Here is a 19,226-nt window from a genome sequence, read left to right as displayed (position 1 = left end):
ATTAATTAAAACGTCGAACCTAATGAGAACTGGAATGCTTCAGTCTCATCGCCGTCTTCTTTCTTCAACGGTGCAGCTATACTAAACGACATTGCACCGAATGGTGAAATCCATATAGCTGACAGACCGGCTGAATATCTCAATAAACCCGCATCAAAATCTTGATTCACATCGTAAACGTTACCAAAGTCAGTAAATGCACTCAGGCGGAAAGATTTTAACGTTTTTTTCATAAATGGTACTGGGAAAATAACTTCAGCGCCGCCACTGACCAGTAAATTACCACCTAATGGTTCATCATCTTCTTTAACACCAAGCGTATTAGCCTGGAAGCCTCTGACACTTCTGATACCACCCGCATAGAAATTCTGGAAGAAAGGATATTCTTCTGTATCCCCATACGAATCACCATAACCAAACTCACCTCTTAAAGAGAAGGTAAATGTCTCATTGATCGGATGGTACGCATTAGCCTTATATTTCAGTTTGTAGTACTGCAGTGACGGCCCTGGCACTGCAAACTCACCTGTCAGTGTTTGCGAGATACCACTTGTAGGTAACAATGCATTGTCACGGTCATCACTCGACCAGCCAAGGTTTAATGTGACAGTATCAAAAGAGTCACCCTCACGCTTAATAAAGTCAGAATAACGTGAAATGGTATTGTCGGATGGTAAATCGATTTCAGTATGCTCATAACCGACACCTAGGTTAATACGATTTTCCTCTGAAATTGGAATACCAAAGGTAATATCGCCGCCAAAGGCATCTAGTGTATAAGTAGCGATATTGGCTTCATCAGCATCAGTTTTACGATAGAAAGCATTAAAGCCTTGACTGATACCATCAACCGTCACAAAGGGGTTGGTGTAACCAAAACTATAAATAGTATTGATACTGCTATTGTTAAAACCAAAACGAATATGTTTACCACTTCCCAAGAAGTTCTTCTGTGTCACATTCGCATTAAAAATAAGGCCATCAGATTGCGAGAAGCCGATACCGGCTGAAAGACTACCAGACGGTGTTTCTGTGACGCCAAAGTCCAAATCAACCTGATCCTGAACGCCAGCAACCGGGATAGTTTCAACGTTTACATTCTCAAAATAACCCAGCCGTGATACACGTGCTTTTGATTGCTCGACTTTTTCAGTCGAAATCCAGGCAGATTCCTGCTGACGGAATTCGCGGCGTAATACTTCATCACGTGTTTTGCTATTACCTGAAATATTAATACGTCTAACATACGCTCTGCGACCAGGGTCAACAAAGAACGTTAAATCCACTTCACGTTTCTCGCGGTCGATTTCTGGTACCGCATTTACATTGGCGAAAGCGTAACCGTCGTTACCCAGACGGTTAGTTAAGTTCTCAGTACTCTTTGTGATCGCCTTACGTGAAAATACAGAATTTTCTCGAATCGTCACTAACTTGAATAATTCATCTTCCGGAACAATCAAGTTACCTGCCAGACGTACCTGATTGATTTTATATTTCTCACCTTCACTGATATTAATAGTGATAAACATGTGTTTTTTGTCATCACTGATAGATACCTGAGTCGACTCCACAGTAAAGTCAACATAACCACGATCCAGATAAAATGAACGCAGTGTTTCTAAATCAGCAGATAATTTTTGGCGAGAGTATTGGTTGTCTTTTGTCAGGAATGATAACAGTGAACCGGTTGTCGTCTGAAAGTCCGTCATCAGCTCTTCATCATCGAAAGCATGGTTACCGACAATATTGATTTCACTGATTGTGGCAACAACACCTTCTGCCATGGTGATACGAATAGCGACACGGTTTCGTGATAGTGGTGTCACTTCTGAACTAATAGCAACGCCATATTTACCGCGGCTGAAATATTGGCGTTCCAGTTCCAGCTCTACCCGTTCAAGCATGGCTTGCTCAAACACCTGACCTTCACCAAAACCAATTTCGCGAAGCGATTTCAGTAATTCGGCAGAATCCATGTCTTTATTACCGACAAGTTCAATGCTAGATATCGCCGGACGTTCTTTTACTTTAATAACCAGTACATTGTCTTGTCTTTCCACTTCAACATCGTTGAAATACTTTGACTTGAACAATGAACGAATAATGCCTTTTGCATCGTTATCCGTCATCGTATCTCCGACTTTTACAGGGAGATAATTAAAGACGGTACCAGCAGAAATACGTTGCAATCCCTCTATACGGATATCTTCGATGGTAAAGGACTCAGCTTTTGCGACTGAGATAAAGGACAAAAACAGGAGTATAGGCAGTAATTTATTCATTGTTATCAGCAATAACTATCCGTCGACGAAAGAGTAAGTGTACCTGCAATTAATCTGATTATCCAAACACTCTTGATAGATCATTAAAAAAGGCAATAAACATCACCATTATCAAAACAAGGAAGCCCACTTTTTGCACTTGAACTTGTACTGTTTCAGAAAGAGGTTTTCCTCTGACAGCTTCAAATACAAACATAGCCAGATGCCCACCATCCAACATAGGAATAGGTAATAAGTTCAGGATACCCAGGGTAATACTTATCATCGCAAGAAAACTGATAAAGGACATAACCCCTTGCTCAGCAGAGCTGCCTGCGATTTGTGCAATACTAATCGGACCACCTAAGTTATCGGTTGATACTTTTCCGGTAACCATTCCCCACAAACTTTTTAAGGTCGAGGAAGAAAAATCCCATGTTTGAATCACAGCGTATTTAATTGCATCTATAGGTCCATAGCGCAACTCAGCTTGCAACTCTTGTGGTATGGCAGTCTGACTTGTATCCACAGCAGCACCAATGCGGCCTTTACCATCCTCACCTGTTTCAGGTATCAAAGTCAGTCCTAAGCGATCACCATCTCGAAGCAGTTCAATATCTAACGTTTTACCTGCACTGGCCTGAATCAACTCAACCCATTGATTCCAACTTGGAATAATTTCTTGTTGTGCACTGACCAGCATATCACCTGATTTTAAACCGGCTTTTTCTGCCGGAGAGCCGGGCACCACTTCACCGAGAATCGGTTTTATTGAAGGACGGAGTGGCTCAATCCCAATTTGCTCAAGAATATTGCCAACTTGCTCCAGACCAACTTGAGGCAAGGTGAGCGAGTGTTCTTGTTTAATATTCGCTGAGCTGACGGTAATATCAATTTTTTCGCCGTACTCTGCTTTTTGAATTAATGCCTTATAAACACTATTCCATGTCGGCGTATCATTACCATCGATTTGCAGAATTTCATCGCCGGCATGCAATCCAGCTTCCGCGGCGATTGATGATGGACGTACATCATCAACAACCGGTTTAATACCTGAAACACCTACCACTAACAAAATCCAGTAGGCCAAAATAGCAAAAAGTAAATTGGCTATGGGTCCAGCTGATACGATGGCTACGCGTTTTGTAAGAGACTGGCGATTAAATGCAAACTGAGCTTGATCTTCGCTCACCGGCACTTCACGTTCATCCAGCATTTTGACATAACCGCCCATGGGAATCGGAGCTAATACATACTCAGTGCCATCTTTACCGACTTTTTGCCAGATAGGTTTGCCAAAGCCCACAGAAAAACGCAGTACTTTAACACCACAACGTCTGGCCACCCAAAAATGACCATATTCATGAATGATAATCAGGATAGCTAAGGCAATTAAAAAGAAAATTAATGAATGCATAAACCAATCTTGCTTTTAGCTAAGGTTCTCGCTGCGGCATCATCCGCCAAGATCTGTTCAAGTGTCGTCGCGTCATTGACAGGCAGTTCAGTCAACACTTCATCAATGATTCTGGCAATATCGGTAAAGCGAATTTGTTCATCTAAAAAGGCCTGTACAGCAATTTCATTGGCAGCATTCAAAATCGCCGTCGCGGTGCCACCCTCATTTAATGCTTTATATGCTAGGCGTAGGCAAGGGAATCGCGCGAAGTCAGCCGCACTAAAATCTAATCTGCCAACTTTGACCAGATCTAAAGGTTCCACACCCGATGCAATCCTATCTGGCCAGGACAACGTATTAGTAATGGGTGTGCGCATATCTGGATTACCCATCTGTGCTAACACTGATCCATCCTCATAGTCCACCATCGAATGAATAACACTTTGTCTGTGCAAAACCACTTCAATTTGTTGACTCTGGAGACCAAACAGCCAGTGCGCTTCAATCACTTCAAGACCTTTGTTCATCATGGTCGCAGAATCAACCGAAATTTTTTGTCCCATTGACCAGTTAGGATGGGCAACCGCTTGTTCAGGAGTGACATCGTCTAACTGTTCAAGATCATAGTCTCTGAATGGGCCGCCTGAGGCCGTAAGGATAATTTTTCTTATACCTTTACCATTAAAATCATGATGTTGAGTATTGGCTACGGGAAGACACTGCCAGATAGCATTATGTTCACTATCCACAGGCAGCAATGTTGCACCATTCTCGGCTACGGTTCTCATAAACAAAGCACCGCTCATCACGAGTGCCTCTTTATTCGCAAGCAAAATTCGCTTACCTGCCTTTGCTGCTGCCAAGGTTGGTAATAAGCCTGCCGCACCAACAATCGCTGCTACAACAATATCCGTATTGGCAGAAGAAGAGACCTCTTCAAGCGCTTTTTTGCCAATTTTAACAATGGTTTTACTATGATTTCTTTTAAGCGCTTCAGCCAGTTTATCTGCTGCGGCAGCATCTAACATCACAGCAATTTTTGGTTCGAACTGAAGGCATTGCTGTAGCATGGATTCTACAGAACGATTAGCCGTTAAAGCGTAGACTTTGAATTTTTCAGGATGAAGACTTAATACATCAAGCGTACTCAGTCCTATTGAACCAGTTGACCCAAGAATCGTCACTGATTTCATTTATAGCCACCCATGATTAACATAAGGAAAGTGAAAACAGGCACTGCCGCAATTAAACTGTCAATTCTGTCTAATATGCCACCATGTCCAGGCAGCAGATTACCACTGTCTTTGACTGAGAATGCGCGTTTATACAAACTCTCAAACAAGTCACCAACAATCGATACAGTAACGGTAACAACAGCAAGTAAAAGCCATTCAAACAAGGTGATAGTTGTCGGTGTTTTTACCCAATAAAAACCGATCGCCCAAATCGACGCAAACAGCACGCCTCCCGCCACACCTTCCCATGTTTTATTAGGGCTGACGGCTGGTGCTAAGGCATGTTTTCCGAAGCGTTTACCGGCAAAATAACCACCTGTGTCAGCCAGCCAAACGGTGACCATCACAAAGAAGAATAAAAATGCCCCTATTTCACTAAATGCCTTGAGTGTAATGGATGAGACCACAAATACGGTGAGTATCAAAATACTGCTAATGGCCCCAAAAACTTTATTTTTAAATACATGTGACAGCCGCTCAGCTAGTGATTTATTCGAAAATCCGAGGATAACGACCAGTGCAATAAGCCAGATGAGGATGCCAATACTGATAATGAAATAAGGATTAAGTTGAGTGATAGCCAGATATAAAACGATAATCAGATCAACAGCCAACATAACCCGCATGCCAGGGCTCTGAATACCTATCATCTGATGCCATTCCCATGCAGCCAATAAAGCAACGGCAACGATCAACGTAGTGAAGGTGGTTAATGAACTGGCAAAAACAGCCCAGACAGCAAGAGGAATTAGAATAGCGGCAGTAATTAAACGTTGTTTAAGCATCAGATTGACCTTGCAATTGCTCAGATGTACGGCCAAACCGTCTTTCACGTTTGGAAAATGAGCTGATAGCCGCATCTAATTGTTTACTATCAAATTCGGGCCATAATACGTCTGTGAAGAAAAATTCTGTATATGCCATTTGCCATAACAAGAAGTTACTGACACGTTGCTCGCCACCAGTACGGATAAATAAATCGGGCTCTGGTAGCGCCGATGTTGTTAATAAAGCACTAATATCGTCTTCATTAATATCTTCAGGCTTAAGCTCACCGGTAGCTACTTTTTGTGCAATTTGCCGAACTGACTGGGTAATATCCCAACGTCCACCATAATTGGCAGCAATATTCACTATTAGTCCTGTATTATTCCGAGTTAATGCCTGCGCCTGAGCAATTTTTTGCTGTAATGTCGGTGAAAACTTATCTATATCACCAATAATGCACAACCTAATATTATTGTCGTGCAGCTTTTTGACTTGATTATCCAGTGCGTGACTAAATAATTCCATCAACAGGGATACTTCTTTGCCCGGTCTGCGCCAGTTTTCACTACTAAAGGCAAATAAACTTAAAACCTCGACACCCAGCTCAGCGCAGCGTTTTACGATATCAGCCACGGTTTTCACACCGGCACGATGCCCCATAAATCGTGGCTGTAATCGACGTTTTGCCCAGCGACCATTACCATCCATAATGATGGCAATGTGTTTAGGAATATTCTCTTTTGGGGGGGTATTCATTTAAGAATGGTCAATGAGAGTGTAACCGTAGGGTTACACTTCCATTAAATCCGTTTCTTTTTCTGCAAGCACGTCATCAATTTGCTTGATGGTAGCATCGGTCAGTTTCTGAATATCTTCTTCAGCACCGCGTTGCTCGTCTTCAGAGATTTCTTTTTCTTTCAATAGATCTTTAAGCGTACTGTTAGCATCACGACGGATATTACGTACCGCAATACGTGCATTTTCTGCTTCGTTTTTTGCGACTTTAACCAGATCACGACGACGTTCTTCGGTCAGAGGTGGAATAGGAATACGAATAGTCATACCAGCACTATTAGGATTCACACCAAGATCGGAAGTCATTATCGCCTTTTCAACCACAGAGACCATGTCTTTTTCCCATGGTGTCACTGTCAACGTTCTTGAATCTTCAACACCAACGTTAGCGACTTGACTTAATGGAACATCAGAACCGTAATACGGCACTTGCAGATGATCCAGTAAGCTGGTGTGAGCACGTCCTGCACGAATTTTTGCCATTGCTGTTCCAAGTGCAGCAACACTTTTTTTCATACGATCAGCAGCATCTTTCTTGATATCTTCAATCATATTTAATCCTATTTCACTAATGTTCCAACTTGTTCGCCATAGATAATTTTTGTCAGATTACCTTTTGTATGCACGTCAAACACACGTAAAGGGATCTTTTGTTCCTGACACATGACGACAGCTGTAGTATCCATTACAGCAAGGCGGTTATTGATGACTTCATCGTAGCTAAGCTCATCATAACGAACAGCATTCGGATCTTTGCGGGGATCAGCATTATAAACCCCGTCTACCTGCGTCGCTTTTAACATCAGTTCTGCGCCGATTTCTACAGCCCGTAAACTTGCCGCTGAGTCTGTGGTGAAAAAGGGGTTGCCTGTGCCGGCAGCGAAAATAACCACGCGTCCTTTTTCCAGATGTCTGATAGCACGACGACGTAAATAATCTTCGCAAACCTCGTGAATTCTTATTGCAGACATGACGCGACAGAAGGTACCGTTACGTTCCAGCGCATCTTGTAAAGCCAGGGCATTCATGACTGTCGCTAACATACCCATATGGTCAGCACTGACACGATCCATACCGCTCGCGGCTAGACCTGCACCACGGAAGATATTTCCGCCACCAATGACGACACCGAGCTGAACGCCTTGCGCGTTCAGCTCAGATATCTCTTTGGCAAAACGGGAAATCACTTCTGGCTGGATGCCATACTCCGCATCCCCCATCAGTGCCTCGCCACTCAGTTTGAGCAGGACACGCTTATAAACTGGCTGACTTCCCGTTTGTGTCATAAATTACTTCCCTCTGGCTTGTGCCATTACTTCTTCAGCAAAATTGTCTTCTGCTTTTTCAATACCTTCACCGACTTCAAAGAACTCAAAAGCTTCAATTGAAGCGCCGGCTTGTTTGATCAGTTTTTCAACTGTTACATCTGGATCTTTTACGAATGGTTGGCCAACCAGGCTGATTTCGTTAACGAATTTCGCCATGCGACCTTCAATCATTTTTTCGATGATGTTTTCAGGCTTGCCGCTATCACGTGCTTGAGTCGCCACGATATCACGTTCTTTGTCTAACAACTCTTGTGATAATTCATCTGGAGAAATCGCTTGTGGACGATTAGCTGCAACATGCATGGCTAAATCTTTAGCCAATTCTTCGTTACCGCCTTTCAACTGTACCATTGTACCGATACGGTCACCGTGGCGATAAAAACCGATAATGCCATCATCAGTATTTAATGAGGTGAAACGGCGAACTTGAATGTTTTCACCAATTTTTGCAACCAGTGCCTGACGAACAGTTTCAACCGTATCACCAGAATCTAGTGTTAATTGTTTTAAAGCGTCTAAGTCAGCTGGCTGAGCTTCCAGTGCTTTTTTCGCTACAGCAGAAACAAAGTTCACAAAATCATCTGCTTTTGCCACGAAGTCAGTTTCAGAGTTCACTTCAACCATAACAGCGTGTTTATTATCAGCACTAACTTCAATTCCGATAATGCCTTCAGCAGTAATGCGGTCTGCTTTTTTATCGGCTTTTGCTAAACCTGATTTACGCATTTCTTCGATAGCGACTTCAATGTCACCATTTGCTTCAACAAGTGCTTTTTTGCACTCCATCATGCCTGAGCCTGTACGCTCACGTAATTCTTTTACTAAAGCTGCAGTAATTGCCATTGCTCTAACCCTTTTAATCTGATTGTTTTATGAATGCTCATCACTGAGCTCATATACAACACAGGCCCACCCTCGGGCGAGCCTGCTGAATTAAACTAGTAGAAATTATTCGCTGGCTGGTTCAGCACTTTCTTCAGCAACTTCTACGAATTCTTCTTTTGCATCTGCAGTTGTGACAGAAGCACGGCCTTCCAGAATGGCATCAGCAATGTTTGCAGTGTAAAGACGGATTGCACGCATTGAGTCATCATTACCTGGAATGACGTAATCAACGCCATCTGGGTTGCTGTTGCTATCGACAACAGCGATAACAGGAATACCTAACTTTCTCGCTTCTTGGATTGCAATACGTTCATGTTCAACGTCAATGACAAACATCGCATCTGGCAAGCCAGTCATTTTACGAATACCGCCAATGCTTTTTTCTAATTTTTCTTGTTCACGAGCAAGATCTAACACTTCTTTTTTCTTCAGACCTTCAGTTTTACCTGACTCGATCATGTCTTGAATAGCATCTAGACGCTTGATTGATTGACGCACTGTTTGGAAGTTAGTCAACATACCACCTAACCAGCGGCGGTTAACGTATGGCATTCCAGCGCGTTCAGCATCTTCACGAATCGCATCTTGTGCTGCACGTTTGGTACCAACGAACATGATACGGCCTTTTTTAGAAGCCAGTTTGCTGACAAAATTCAACGCATCGTTGAACATTGGCAAGCTATGTTCTAAGTTGATGATGTGGATATTGTTACGTTTACCAAAGATGAATGGACCCATTTTTGGGTTCCAGTAACGGGTTTGGTGCCCGAAATGAACGCCTGCTTCAAGCATTTGGCGCATTGTTGTTTTAGCCATGTGTATACCTTTAATAGTATGGGGTTGAACCTCCACGTACCCCAGTTGTCGACTAATTAGGCCAGACCTAATAGCACCCCGACACCTGTGACGGCACATGTGTGATTTTGCCTTCTTTCGGCGCGCATATTATTCCATACTTAAGCAACAAAACAAAGCTAAAAGAACAATTAACAGCATCGCCAGGAATGATCACTGGTGACTAAAGCTGATTTACGGCAAACTATGCCTGATATCAGAAACTTCATTTCAAAATTAGCAGGGAATTTAAATGGCTGTCAGTATAAAAACTGCCGAAGAAATTGAAAAAATGCGTATTGCGGGAAAACTCGCCGCTGACGTTTTGACGATGATTGAACCACATGTCCAGGCCGGTATTACAACTGAAGAGCTCAATCAAATCTGTCATGACTATATCGTCAATCAACAACAAGCTATTCCTGCCCCATTAAATTATCACGGCTTCCCCCGCTCCATATGTACCTCGGTTAACCATGTTATCTGTCATGGCATTCCCAGTGAGAAAAAACTGAAAGATGGCGATATTATCAATATCGATATCACCGTCATTAAAGATGGTTACCATGGCGATACCAGCAAAATGTTTCAGATTGGTAAAACATCTATCTTGGCTCAGCGTCTTTGTCGAGTTGCCCGTGAATCTATGTTTGTGGGTATTGAAATGGTTAAACCTGGTATTCGCCTGGGTGATATTGGTCATGCTATTCAGACTTATGCCGAGAAAGAAAACTTCTCGGTTGTTCGTGAATACTGTGGTCATGGCATTGGACAGGTCTTCCATGAAGATCCTCAAGTCCTTCACTATGGCACACCAGGTACTGGACTTGAACTCAAACCAGGTATGACCTTCACAATCGAACCTATGATTAATGCCGGTAAACGCCACGTTCGTCAATTACCCGATGGCTGGACCGTGGTAACCAAAGACCGTTCCTTATCAGCACAATGGGAACACACAATTCTAGTGACTGATAACGGTTATGAGATTCTGACCTTACGTGAAGAAGAAACCGTTTAATCTATAAGGTGTTGTATGCCTCAGCAGACTCTATCTATCTGGGAAGTTGGTAACTTAGTTATACCTTCTGATGCAGAGGTAACCAATGAAATTTGTCGACAAGCCTTAAAACAAGGTCAGTTATACCTGCAACAACAATTTGATTCGGGTAGCCCGATTGAAGAATTAGTCTATCAACGTGCCTCTTTTGTTGATGAAATTCTTAATCAGATCTGGCAACAACACATTTCCGATGATACGCCTGTCAGTTTAATTGCTGTAGGTGGCTATGGTCGTGGCGAGCTTCACCCCTACTCTGATATTGATGTTTTAATCTTACTCGATGAGTCAATCTCTGACTCTCCGCCGGATTCTCTATCGAGCTTCCTGACTCAACTTTGGGATGTGGGTCTGGAAATTGGTCACAGCGTCAGAACGATACAGGAATGCCGCCAGCAGGCTGAAGAAGACATCACCATTGCCACCAATTTGCTTGAAGCACGCCTTTTATGTGGTGCCAGCAATCTGTTTGAATCTCTGCAACAATTGACTGTCACCAATAAAACGTGGGATACACGGCGTTTTTTTGAATTAAAAAGACAAGAGCAATTAGAACGTCATCAGCGTTATAACGATACAGCCAACAATCTTGAACCTAATATTAAAGAATCACCGGGCGGACTCCGAGATATTCAGGTCGTCAACTGGGTGGCGCAGCAACACTTTGATGTCAAAAATCTGGAAGGACTTCGTCAAAAAGGCTTTCTGGCAAATAGTGAATATGAAACCTTACAAAAAGCGCAAAACTTTTTGTGGACAATCCGCTTTGCTCTCCATCACCTTGCTGGTCGTAAACAAGAAAAATTAATGATCGACTTTCAGCGAGAACTCGCCAAAAAGTTGGGATACAAAGACGATGAGTCCCGGCTAGCCGTCGAAAAATTCATGAAAGATTACTATCGTTGTGCTCGTGCTGTACGGCAAATGAATAGTCTTCTACTGCAGCTATTTGAAGAAACTATTATCCTAGCCGATGAACCGCGTGAAGTGAAAGTCATTAATCGTCGCTTTCAGTCTCATAATGGCTATCTGGAAACAATCAATCCTGGCATTTTTGCTTACTATCCTTATGCCTTACTGGAAGTTTTTCTTATTCTTCAACAAAACCCTGACCTCAAAGGAGTCAGAGCCTCCACCATCCGTCAGATTCATGCCCATTTACATCTGATAGATGATAATTTCCGCCGGGACATAAAAAATCGCACCTTGTTTATGGAAATTATTCGTCAACCTAAAGGTGTGACACATGAATTTCGGCGTATGAATGAGTTAGGGGTGCTGGGTGCTTACCTACCTGAGTTCGGTCGCGTCGTCGGTCAGATGCAACACGATTTATTTCATGCCTATACAGTCGATGAACATACGCTGTTTCTGGTCGGCAATTTAAGACGTTTCTCCTGTGAAGAAAATCGAGAAGAGTTTCCTTTATGTTCGGAAGTGTTCAATCAACTTCCTAAACCGGAAATACTCTATATCGCTGGCATTTATCATGATATTGCCAAAGGTAGAGGTGGCGACCACAGTGTATTAGGTGTGGTTGATGCGAAAGCATTTTGCGAACGGCATAATTTAAGTGATTATGATACGAGTATTGTGGCTTTTCTGATTCGTCATCACCTTGCGATGTCGACTACCGCTCAGAAAAGTGATTTAGAAGATCCCACCGTCATCAAGAAATTTGCTGACCTGGTAGAAACAACTGAACGACTCAATTATCTCTATCTGTTAACTGTTGCTGATATCAGGGCCACCAATAATAATTTATGGAATGGCTGGCGAGACTCTTTATTGAAACAGCTTTACCATAGCACCCATCAGTGGATTGAACACACCGAGGCTCAAGCAAAAAGCACACGTGAAAAGAGTTATAAAAAATATCAGGAAGCGATGCAGAAACTGCTCGCTAAAGGCCGTAGCCAAGAAGATATCAGTAAGCTCTGGCACGCTTATGATCTGGATTATTTTTTAAGACACTCCGTTGATGAACTAGTCTGGCAATCAGAACAACGCTTAGACCATCTCGGTGAAGATCCGTTAATTGCACTGAGGAAACACAACGATCAACAGACGCTGGAGATATTTATCGTCACCCATGATCGGGCGGGTATTTTTGCCGCTATCACCGCAGCCCTTGAGCAATGCCAACTCAATGTTCTCGACGCAAAAATCAATGTCACTAAGGAACATGATGCGTTAAACACGTTTATCGTTAATGGTGACAGACTAGATACCAGACAAATTACCCGTTCGCTTGAAAAACAATTAGCGAACACGTCCCACGTCAAACCCTATAGTCCCACCATCACGCCAAGGACTATGAAGCTGTTTCAGACACAACCAAATATTGATTTTGAAACAAATCTGCAGCAAAACCATACTGTTATGTCTTTGCATACACATGACAGACCAGGACTGGTATCGGCTATCGCACAAGTGTTTCTGGCATGTAAAGTTCAGCTTATCAACGCCAAAATTAATACATTAGGTGATCAGGTGGAAGACGTATTTTTTATCACCACTGCCGATGACAATGCGCTTGATGAATTGGAAGAAAATGCACTCAAAGAACAACTTTTGAGTGGTTTATCTCAATAAAAAAAACGGCATGTGCGACATGCCGTTTTCTATATCAAGTACGATTATTTTTTGGAGACAATCAGCTCTTCAGAGAGCTGTTGTAGTTTTTTATCTCCAATGCCTTTGACATTGGTAAGCTCATCAACTGTTTTAAACTCACCATGAGCATCACGATATTGAATAATGGCATATGCTGTTGCAGGTCCAACACCACTTAACATCTGTAACTCTTCTGAGGTCGCTGTATTCAGATCAATCTTGTCGGCAGCAAAAGCAAAAGAGGTGCTCAGAAAAAAAGATAATACTAAGGCAAAAATTGATTTTCGTAACATAATCCATACTCCGTGTTAAAACTAAGTCCATAAACAGTTTCTCCTGAAACTGAACGTTTAGATTAGATGAACAAACCAACGGAAATCAAACAGACTTTTTATAGAATGTGATCTGGCTCACAAGTCACTTTCTGATACGATCCCCTGCTCCCTTGCCGACCAAGGTGAGGAAAATTAAATAAAAATACTGTTTGACTGAAAACGAGGCAATCATTCTGGCATCTGTTTCAGCAAGTAATTCCGGTGTCGACATATCAATATCATTAACCTGGGCTAGACCCGTAATACCCGGACGAACCGAAAATACATTGAGTTTATTTCTCGCTTCAATCAACTCATGCTGACTTTCCAGACAAGGCCTTGGCCCAACCAGGCTCATATCCCCTTTCAGCACATTCCATAGCTGAGGCAGCTCGTCCAGCTTTGTTCTTCTGAGAAAACGCCCGAAAGGCGTGACTGAAGACTCCGCAGCCAAATGCGTTGCCACATGAGCAGTGTCTTTTTGCATAGTGCGAAATTTCACCAAGGTAAAGCTTTTTTGATTTTGCCCTACTCGGCGTTGCCGGAATACCGGCGATCGCGTATAGAACCAACCTATAATCAAAAGCACACAAAGAACCGGAAAGCTAACAAGCAAACCTATAATGGAAAAGACAATATCCAGTAAGCGAATAAATAACTGACTCATTAAATTAATATCTCATTTTTTGTTTCTATCAAAATCAGCCATTTTCTCTAATTGTTGGTCCATTGCAATAATGGGCTGCCACCTTAAAACCTGTTTAGCTTTAGAACTATCTACCTGTAAATCTCTGATTAAAGGTGTGATTAAAGATGTTTTCCCTATTAACCTCAAAGAGTGCTCTATTATCCCGACAGGGATTGAAATCATTCTGGCTTTTTGCCCATATGATGCAGCTACTCGTTTTAACAAACAGCTCAAAGAGACCACCTCATCATCAGCAATTACAAATGTTTCATTTCCAGCATCAGGGTTTTTAATACATACAGCAATAAAATTGGTTAAATTATCTAAGGCTATCATTGACCTACGATTATGCACTGCCCCAAAAGGTAAGGGTATTCTCTTCTTACTCCACTTTACTAATGTCTTAAAATTACCTGGAGCATTTGGACCATAGACTAATGGAGGTCTAATAATTACGTATTCCATTTGCTCTTCTGATAATTGACTCTTAAGAAGCTCTTCGGCTTCCCACTTAGAAATAGCATATGGCTCTTTTGGTGATGGAGAATCATTCTCTGTAAAAGGCTGTACGTTTGTTTGATTTCCATTCACCCCTATTGAACTTAAAAAAATAAATCTTTTGACTTTATTTATTGAAGCCAATTTTGCCAATATCAGTGTTGCTTTAACATTCACATCTTTAAAAAGAAACTGTTCGTTACTCTGCCCGATATTTATATGTGCAAGTCCTGCTAGGTGAATAAACACATCACAAGCAGACAATATTGGACTTAAATACAAATCTAATTTTTCATCAGCTATGTTTAGCAAATCACCTATTTCAACCTGCTTAACAGCGGTAGGCAATTCTGATGAAATTTTTCTTACACCAGCAAAAACTTCATGACCTTCTCTTAGCAATAAACATACAAGAGCTTTACCGATAAACCCGGTCGCACCAGTAAGAAAAATTCTCATAAGATGAGAAACATTAATTTTTGTAATGTAACCACAACAGCCCTTATTTCAAATTATGGATAAATGAATATGCTAATCACTTAATTTTATTAATATAGAAATACTGTTCCATCAATCAGATTGAAACAATATTTGGAAATAAATAAATAAATCTGGCAATTGCATACATTAAAAATACAACAAGGAGACTAAGTTGAATCAATATATGTTTATGTGCCTTCGCTTTTAAATATACCCAGCTAAGTAAAAAAACGGTACTGATTAAAAGCAGCTCACCTAACCGTGCACCGATAGCAACATTATCATGAAATAAACACATAACAATTACGCCGAGCATAGCTAAAGAAGCCATTACATTCTTAAAGGGATTCTCAAAAATATCATCTCTAAGATAAAAATAAATCGATGCAACAAGTAAATAATAAAAACCAATAAAATAAAAATATAACCCTGTTGAATTTTGTTGTTCCAGAAGCTTCGTTTGAGCATAAAAAGCATACTTATCTGTGAAAATCGTCGAAAATTGAACTAGCCATTCAAAAACTGAAAAATTAATCCAAATAACAACTGGGGAAAGAACGAAAATACCAAAGACAACAAAGTTTAAATAACGAATGAAATATAATGGATAAATTATAATGAATAGAATAGTAGTTAAATGAACTTGGCTTGCTAAGCCGACAAGAATAATACTGAGTGTAACTTGCTTTTTTTGTAAGTAATAAAAACCTGGAATGGTAAATGCCAAGGCATAAGCCACACGCAGTGCCGTTGTATCTAAAAGAAGAAAGTAAGAACAAATATAAAAAAAACAAACTACATATGTGGGTTTAACTATCTTAGACAAATAATGTAATTTAGTGACTAAAGTTACTATAGTCAAAATGGCCATGAATAACGAAAAGCCAATTATTTCTCCCCCTAACTTTGTAATTAGGAAGTATATCGGCTCTTTGAATATTGATATCTCAGAGAATATTTGCCCCCAGCTCTTTTTGGTATCTAATGAAAATAACCACTGATAATTAATCCAATCTCTCGAAGCAGTCTGACATAAATAGACCGCAATTAAGCTCAAAGCAATAAAAACAGCATACTTGATAGTAATATCAATTTTATTATTCACTTGTTTTGCATCATCCTATAACTAGCAACATACAAGGCTGTCATTTCAATAAATAAACGGGCAGACCAAACTGAAGCAGCGGCATATATACCAAATTTTTTATATAAAAGCGGGGCAAAACAGAGGTATAAAATAGCTTCACTCAAAAAGATAAAACTTAAAAGCTTTGCTTTTCCTTGTGCATATAAAACCACTAATGGAAGTTGTGCAAGGGACGCAAAAACGACACCGCATAGTAAAATTAATGAAATACTATTAATAAGAAAATAAGAGTTTACTTGAATCCATAGCGGCAATAACCAAAAAATTATCATAATCACTGCTAATACAAATAGCGAAGTCAGAAGAAAAATTTTCTTTAAAGCACGTGCTTGAATATCTCTAAAGTCAGAATAATTAAACTGGTCCGATGCAAAATATGGCGTCAATACAATTGCTATAGACCAAGGAATAATCAGATATCGACTTAAAATATCTTGGCTGGCTACATATATTGATAACTCATAACTTGAGACGAAGCCTGCAACAAAAAAACGATCAGCATATATAAAAGCTGTAGAAAAGAATCCTGAGATGGCAGCCCAAAATACATAATGCTTGATTTTGGAAACTAACGAAAAATCTATTTTGATAAAACTATTAAAGTTGATATTTTGACTTAATTTTATGTATACAAAGAAAGCCAGAAAGCGTGATATTGTAATAGTCAATGCTAGCAGAATAAGCGAATCATTATATATAGCAGCTAACAAAGGCAGCAAAAATAAACTTGTACCAGAAAATATTTTAGCTACATTCGCCTGTTTAAAATCACCTGCCCCCTCAAAGCGTCCTCGAAGTACACTCATCATTATTGCAGGAAGCACCCCTCCTCCAGCAATTTGAAATGCTAATATCATTTCGCTTGAGTTATCACTTCCAACATTTAACCAGTACTCAACCAAAAAAGGACTCAAGAAAAAAATAAATAATGAAATAACACCGCCAATAAAAAAAGCCAAGGTAAGGCTAGCGCTAGTCAATCTCTTTTCTTGCTCATTGCACTTATATTTATCTTTTGGTAAAAAAAAATGCATTGCTCGAGCAAAGCCAAAATCATACACAAAGAAAAATAGGTTGATAGAAAATAACAACGATAATATTGCAAATCGCTCGGCTCCCACGATATAAATGAATACGGGAACGGAGCCTAGAGCAGCCAATGCAGGCACAATACCACCTGCAAGACTCCACATAGAGCTATGATTGAGACGACTCAACATATGAAGCTAAAAAGCAAATAAAATAAATGCACAATATAAAAACAACCTATCAATTCTTGCTCTTCGAGCTTGACTGGTTAACTTTATAAGTTTTAAACGGTTGATTATGTTATTAGTTCTAATAATACGACACACATCTAAGACTTCTTTATCAGATGTTTCTTTCTCAACTAACATACAGACTTTTATCACTTCCCGTCTGTACCATCCATCAATTATCTTAGTAGCTCTATTTAACTTTGCTTGCCACCCACGGTTTACTCCCATGACATTTTGATCATGCTGACGATATTCAAGTGTCACAGCAGGAGCGATTGTCCATTTTCTATGATTTGCTCTAACAACAGCGTAAATGAACCAATCATGAAGCTCCGGTCTATCTTTTTTGTGAGTGTGTTTGAGTGTATTTTGTATGAGCCTTGCTAAGCATGGAGTAAACAAATAGGTACATCCTGGGCCTGCCGACTCAAATAAGTAATCAAACTTTTTCATTCTTCCAGATTTGACTACACGTTTTCTTTCGCCATCTGGCCAGAAGGCGATAACATCAGACGAAACACCATCAGAACATGATGTTTCTAAAAGAGAAATTTGGTCTCGCAACTTGGTTTCGTACCAGATATCATCTTGGTCTGCGAGTGCAACATAGTCGGTACTGCTTATATCTAAACTCTCAATTAAGTAATAAAAATTTCCTGCAGCACCTAGTGAAAGACCTCTGCTAGATAACAGAGTAACATTCTCATGCGCACTCTCAAGCTTACTTAACCACTGATAAGTCCCGTCATTAGAACCATCATCAGAAATGATCAAGTGAACATGGACAGACTTTTGGAACAAAATGCTGTCAACTTGTTCTTTTATCCAGCGAATTCCATTAAATGTCGCCATTAAAACTGTAACTGTGGGTAATTCCATATCACCATGATCAATAATTAGTATTTTTAGGTCTTAATACAAACTGTTTTAAGCGTTCAATTATCTTACAAGTGAAAAACCTCAAATGACCGCTTTTGCCATAAAACTCATTTAACACAGATAAGATTTCTTTATTTTGAATATATATATTTTTAATATTTTTATTAGTCGCGCCACCTATACGCATCTTTATGAAAATTTCTGGCAAATAAACTGTTCTAATTTTATGTTCTTCAAGAAACCGAAAAAGTAACTGCATATCAGCAGCTAACTTGTAACGTGAATCGAACATGCCAAATTGCTCATATATTGAGCTTTTCACAAAAAATGTTGGGTGGGCAGGCATCCAGCCAGATCTAAATAATCCAGATACAAAAGGTTTAGACTTCCAATATCTGATAACTTTATCCGTATCTCTCATATCAACATAAACAAGATCAGCAAAACAGGCATCTATTTCACTATTGCGGAAAGTATTAGCTACTAGCCCAAGAACAGAGCTTGTAGCATAGAAATCATCTGCATTCAGAGTACCAATTATATCTCCCGTTGCTATTGATATTCCTTTATTCATAGCATCATAAATACCGTCATCAGGCTCGGAAATAAATTTAGTTACAGTTGGAGCATTAGCAATAATGTCATAAGTCCCATCCGTTGAGCCTCCATCCACAATAATATGTTCAATATTCGGGTAGTCTTGCAAAGCAACAGATTGAATTGTGTCATTAATAGTTTTAGCACTATTAAAACACACAGTGATGATGGAAATTTTCACTA

At 40.3% G+C, this 19,226-nt stretch carries 18 protein-coding genes; 2 read left to right on the top strand and 16 right to left on the bottom strand.

Annotated elements, in window-relative coordinates; all coding sequences use genetic code 11:
* Positions 1 to 5: 5 nt before the first annotated feature.
* The 9 genes from bamA to rpsB form a co-directional block, all read right to left on the bottom strand.
* A complete protein-coding gene (gene bamA / locus B2248_RS05505; RefSeq protein WP_273182515.1) occupies positions 6 to 2,282 on the bottom strand; it encodes an outer membrane protein assembly factor BamA in 2,277 nt (758 codons plus the stop codon).
* A 58-nt stretch (positions 2,283 to 2,340) separates the two neighbouring features.
* A complete protein-coding gene (gene rseP, locus B2248_RS05500) occupies positions 2,341 to 3,678 on the bottom strand; it encodes an RIP metalloprotease RseP (protein WP_273182516.1) in 1,338 nt (445 codons plus the stop codon).
* Positions 3,666 to 4,853, bottom strand: a complete 1,188-nt coding sequence (gene ispC / locus B2248_RS05495) for a 1-deoxy-D-xylulose-5-phosphate reductoisomerase (RefSeq protein ID WP_273182517.1) — start codon at positions 4,851 to 4,853, stop codon at positions 3,666 to 3,668. The genes rseP and ispC overlap by 13 nt, the downstream gene beginning before the upstream one ends.
* The gene (locus tag B2248_RS05490; RefSeq protein ID WP_273182518.1) at positions 4,850 to 5,680 is read right to left on the bottom strand and encodes a phosphatidate cytidylyltransferase; all 831 of its coding nucleotides are present in this window, start codon (positions 5,678 to 5,680) and stop codon (positions 4,850 to 4,852) included. Before B2248_RS05490 ends, ispC begins: the two co-directional genes overlap by 4 nt.
* On the bottom strand, positions 5,673 to 6,419 hold the full coding sequence (locus B2248_RS05485) for an isoprenyl transferase (RefSeq protein WP_273182520.1): 747 nt from the start codon (positions 6,417 to 6,419) through the stop codon (positions 5,673 to 5,675). The genes B2248_RS05490 and B2248_RS05485 overlap by 8 nt, the downstream gene beginning before the upstream one ends.
* Before the next feature lie 33 nt (positions 6,420 to 6,452).
* A complete protein-coding gene (gene frr, locus B2248_RS05480) occupies positions 6,453 to 7,010 on the bottom strand; it encodes a ribosome recycling factor (RefSeq protein ID WP_273182523.1) in 558 nt (185 codons plus the stop codon).
* A gap of 8 nt (positions 7,011 to 7,018) precedes the next feature.
* Positions 7,019 to 7,744, bottom strand: coding sequence for a UMP kinase (pyrH, locus tag B2248_RS05475; protein ID WP_007145913.1), 726 nt, complete (start codon positions 7,742 to 7,744; stop codon positions 7,019 to 7,021).
* Between the two features lie 3 nt (positions 7,745 to 7,747).
* Positions 7,748 to 8,629 (bottom strand): translation elongation factor Ts, encoded by an 882-nt coding sequence (gene tsf, locus B2248_RS05470; protein ID WP_007145914.1) that lies wholly within the window; start codon positions 8,627 to 8,629, stop codon positions 7,748 to 7,750.
* Positions 8,630 to 8,734: 105 nt separating this feature from the next.
* Positions 8,735 to 9,487, bottom strand: a complete 753-nt coding sequence (gene rpsB / locus B2248_RS05465; RefSeq protein WP_273182527.1) for a 30S ribosomal protein S2 — start codon at positions 9,485 to 9,487, stop codon at positions 8,735 to 8,737.
* 271 nt (positions 9,488 to 9,758) lie between these two features.
* On the opposite strand from rpsB, the gene map reads away from it, so the two are divergent.
* Complete coding sequence (map, locus tag B2248_RS05460; RefSeq protein ID WP_273182530.1) at positions 9,759 to 10,526, top strand: type I methionyl aminopeptidase; 768 nt, start codon at positions 9,759 to 9,761, stop codon at positions 10,524 to 10,526.
* Between the two features lie 15 nt (positions 10,527 to 10,541).
* Positions 10,542 to 13,160, top strand: a complete 2,619-nt coding sequence (gene glnD, locus B2248_RS05455; protein WP_273182532.1) for a [protein-PII] uridylyltransferase — start codon at positions 10,542 to 10,544, stop codon at positions 13,158 to 13,160.
* Positions 13,161 to 13,204: 44 nt separating this feature from the next.
* On the opposite strand, the gene B2248_RS05450 is transcribed toward glnD, so the two are convergent.
* The 7 genes from B2248_RS05450 to B2248_RS05420 form a co-directional block, all read right to left on the bottom strand.
* Complete coding sequence (locus B2248_RS05450; protein ID WP_273182534.1) at positions 13,205 to 13,474, bottom strand: ComEA family DNA-binding protein; 270 nt, start codon at positions 13,472 to 13,474, stop codon at positions 13,205 to 13,207.
* Positions 13,475 to 13,598: 124 nt separating this feature from the next.
* Positions 13,599 to 14,162, bottom strand: a complete 564-nt coding sequence (locus tag B2248_RS05445; RefSeq protein ID WP_273182537.1) for a sugar transferase — start codon at positions 14,160 to 14,162, stop codon at positions 13,599 to 13,601.
* A gap of 12 nt (positions 14,163 to 14,174) precedes the next feature.
* Positions 14,175 to 15,140, bottom strand: coding sequence for an NAD-dependent epimerase/dehydratase family protein (locus tag B2248_RS05440; RefSeq protein WP_273182539.1), 966 nt, complete (start codon positions 15,138 to 15,140; stop codon positions 14,175 to 14,177).
* Positions 15,141 to 15,255: 115 nt separating this feature from the next.
* The gene (locus B2248_RS05435; protein ID WP_273182541.1) at positions 15,256 to 16,266 is read right to left on the bottom strand and encodes an EpsG family protein; all 1,011 of its coding nucleotides are present in this window, start codon (positions 16,264 to 16,266) and stop codon (positions 15,256 to 15,258) included.
* Positions 16,263 to 17,501 (bottom strand): oligosaccharide flippase family protein, encoded by a 1,239-nt coding sequence (locus tag B2248_RS05430; protein WP_349676130.1) that lies wholly within the window; start codon positions 17,499 to 17,501, stop codon positions 16,263 to 16,265. Before B2248_RS05430 ends, B2248_RS05435 begins: the two co-directional genes overlap by 4 nt.
* Before the next feature lie 33 nt (positions 17,502 to 17,534).
* Positions 17,535 to 18,446, bottom strand: a complete 912-nt coding sequence (locus B2248_RS05425) for a glycosyltransferase (protein WP_273182545.1) — start codon at positions 18,444 to 18,446, stop codon at positions 17,535 to 17,537.
* 10 nt (positions 18,447 to 18,456) lie between these two features.
* Complete coding sequence (locus B2248_RS05420) at positions 18,457 to 19,224, bottom strand: glycosyltransferase family 2 protein (protein WP_273182548.1); 768 nt, start codon at positions 19,222 to 19,224, stop codon at positions 18,457 to 18,459.
* Positions 19,225 to 19,226 lie beyond the last annotated feature (2 nt).

The sequence above is a fragment of the Methylophaga sp. UBA2012 genome (genome assembly GCF_002335235.1).
Classification (GTDB): domain Bacteria; phylum Pseudomonadota; class Gammaproteobacteria; order Nitrosococcales; family Methylophagaceae; genus Methylophaga; species Methylophaga thalassica.
Note: the sequence above shows the minus strand (reverse complement) of the source record. Positions and strands in the feature narration are given on the sequence as shown.

Coding starts and splice junctions, on each gene's coding strand:
- map (WP_273182530.1), top strand. CDS start 9,759: ATGGCTGTCAGTATAAAAACTGCCGAAGAAATTGAAAAAATGCGTATT.
- B2248_RS05425 (WP_273182545.1), bottom strand. CDS start 18,446: ATGGAATTACCCACAGTTACAGTTTTAATGGCGACATTTAATGGAATT.
- B2248_RS05490 (WP_273182518.1), bottom strand. CDS start 5,680: ATGCTTAAACAACGTTTAATTACTGCCGCTATTCTAATTCCTCTTGCT.
- B2248_RS05430 (WP_349676130.1), bottom strand. CDS start 17,501: ATGTGGAGTCTTGCAGGTGGTATTGTGCCTGCATTGGCTGCTCTAGGC.
- rpsB (WP_273182527.1), bottom strand. CDS start 9,487: ATGGCTAAAACAACAATGCGCCAAATGCTTGAAGCAGGCGTTCATTTC.
- B2248_RS05450 (WP_273182534.1), bottom strand. CDS start 13,474: ATGTTACGAAAATCAATTTTTGCCTTAGTATTATCTTTTTTTCTGAGC.
- B2248_RS05440 (WP_273182539.1), bottom strand. CDS start 15,140: ATGAGAATTTTTCTTACTGGTGCGACCGGGTTTATCGGTAAAGCTCTT.
- B2248_RS05445 (WP_273182537.1), bottom strand. CDS start 14,162: ATGAGTCAGTTATTTATTCGCTTACTGGATATTGTCTTTTCCATTATA.
- glnD (WP_273182532.1), top strand. CDS start 10,542: ATGCCTCAGCAGACTCTATCTATCTGGGAAGTTGGTAACTTAGTTATA.
- pyrH (WP_007145913.1), bottom strand. CDS start 7,744: ATGACACAAACGGGAAGTCAGCCAGTTTATAAGCGTGTCCTGCTCAAA.
- B2248_RS05485 (WP_273182520.1), bottom strand. CDS start 6,419: ATGAATACCCCCCCAAAAGAGAATATTCCTAAACACATTGCCATCATT.
- ispC (WP_273182517.1), bottom strand. CDS start 4,853: ATGAAATCAGTGACGATTCTTGGGTCAACTGGTTCAATAGGACTGAGT.
- tsf (WP_007145914.1), bottom strand. CDS start 8,629: ATGGCAATTACTGCAGCTTTAGTAAAAGAATTACGTGAGCGTACAGGC.
- frr (WP_273182523.1), bottom strand. CDS start 7,010: ATGATTGAAGATATCAAGAAAGATGCTGCTGATCGTATGAAAAAAAGT.
- bamA (WP_273182515.1), bottom strand. CDS start 2,282: ATGAATAAATTACTGCCTATACTCCTGTTTTTGTCCTTTATCTCAGTC.
- rseP (WP_273182516.1), bottom strand. CDS start 3,678: ATGCATTCATTAATTTTCTTTTTAATTGCCTTAGCTATCCTGATTATC.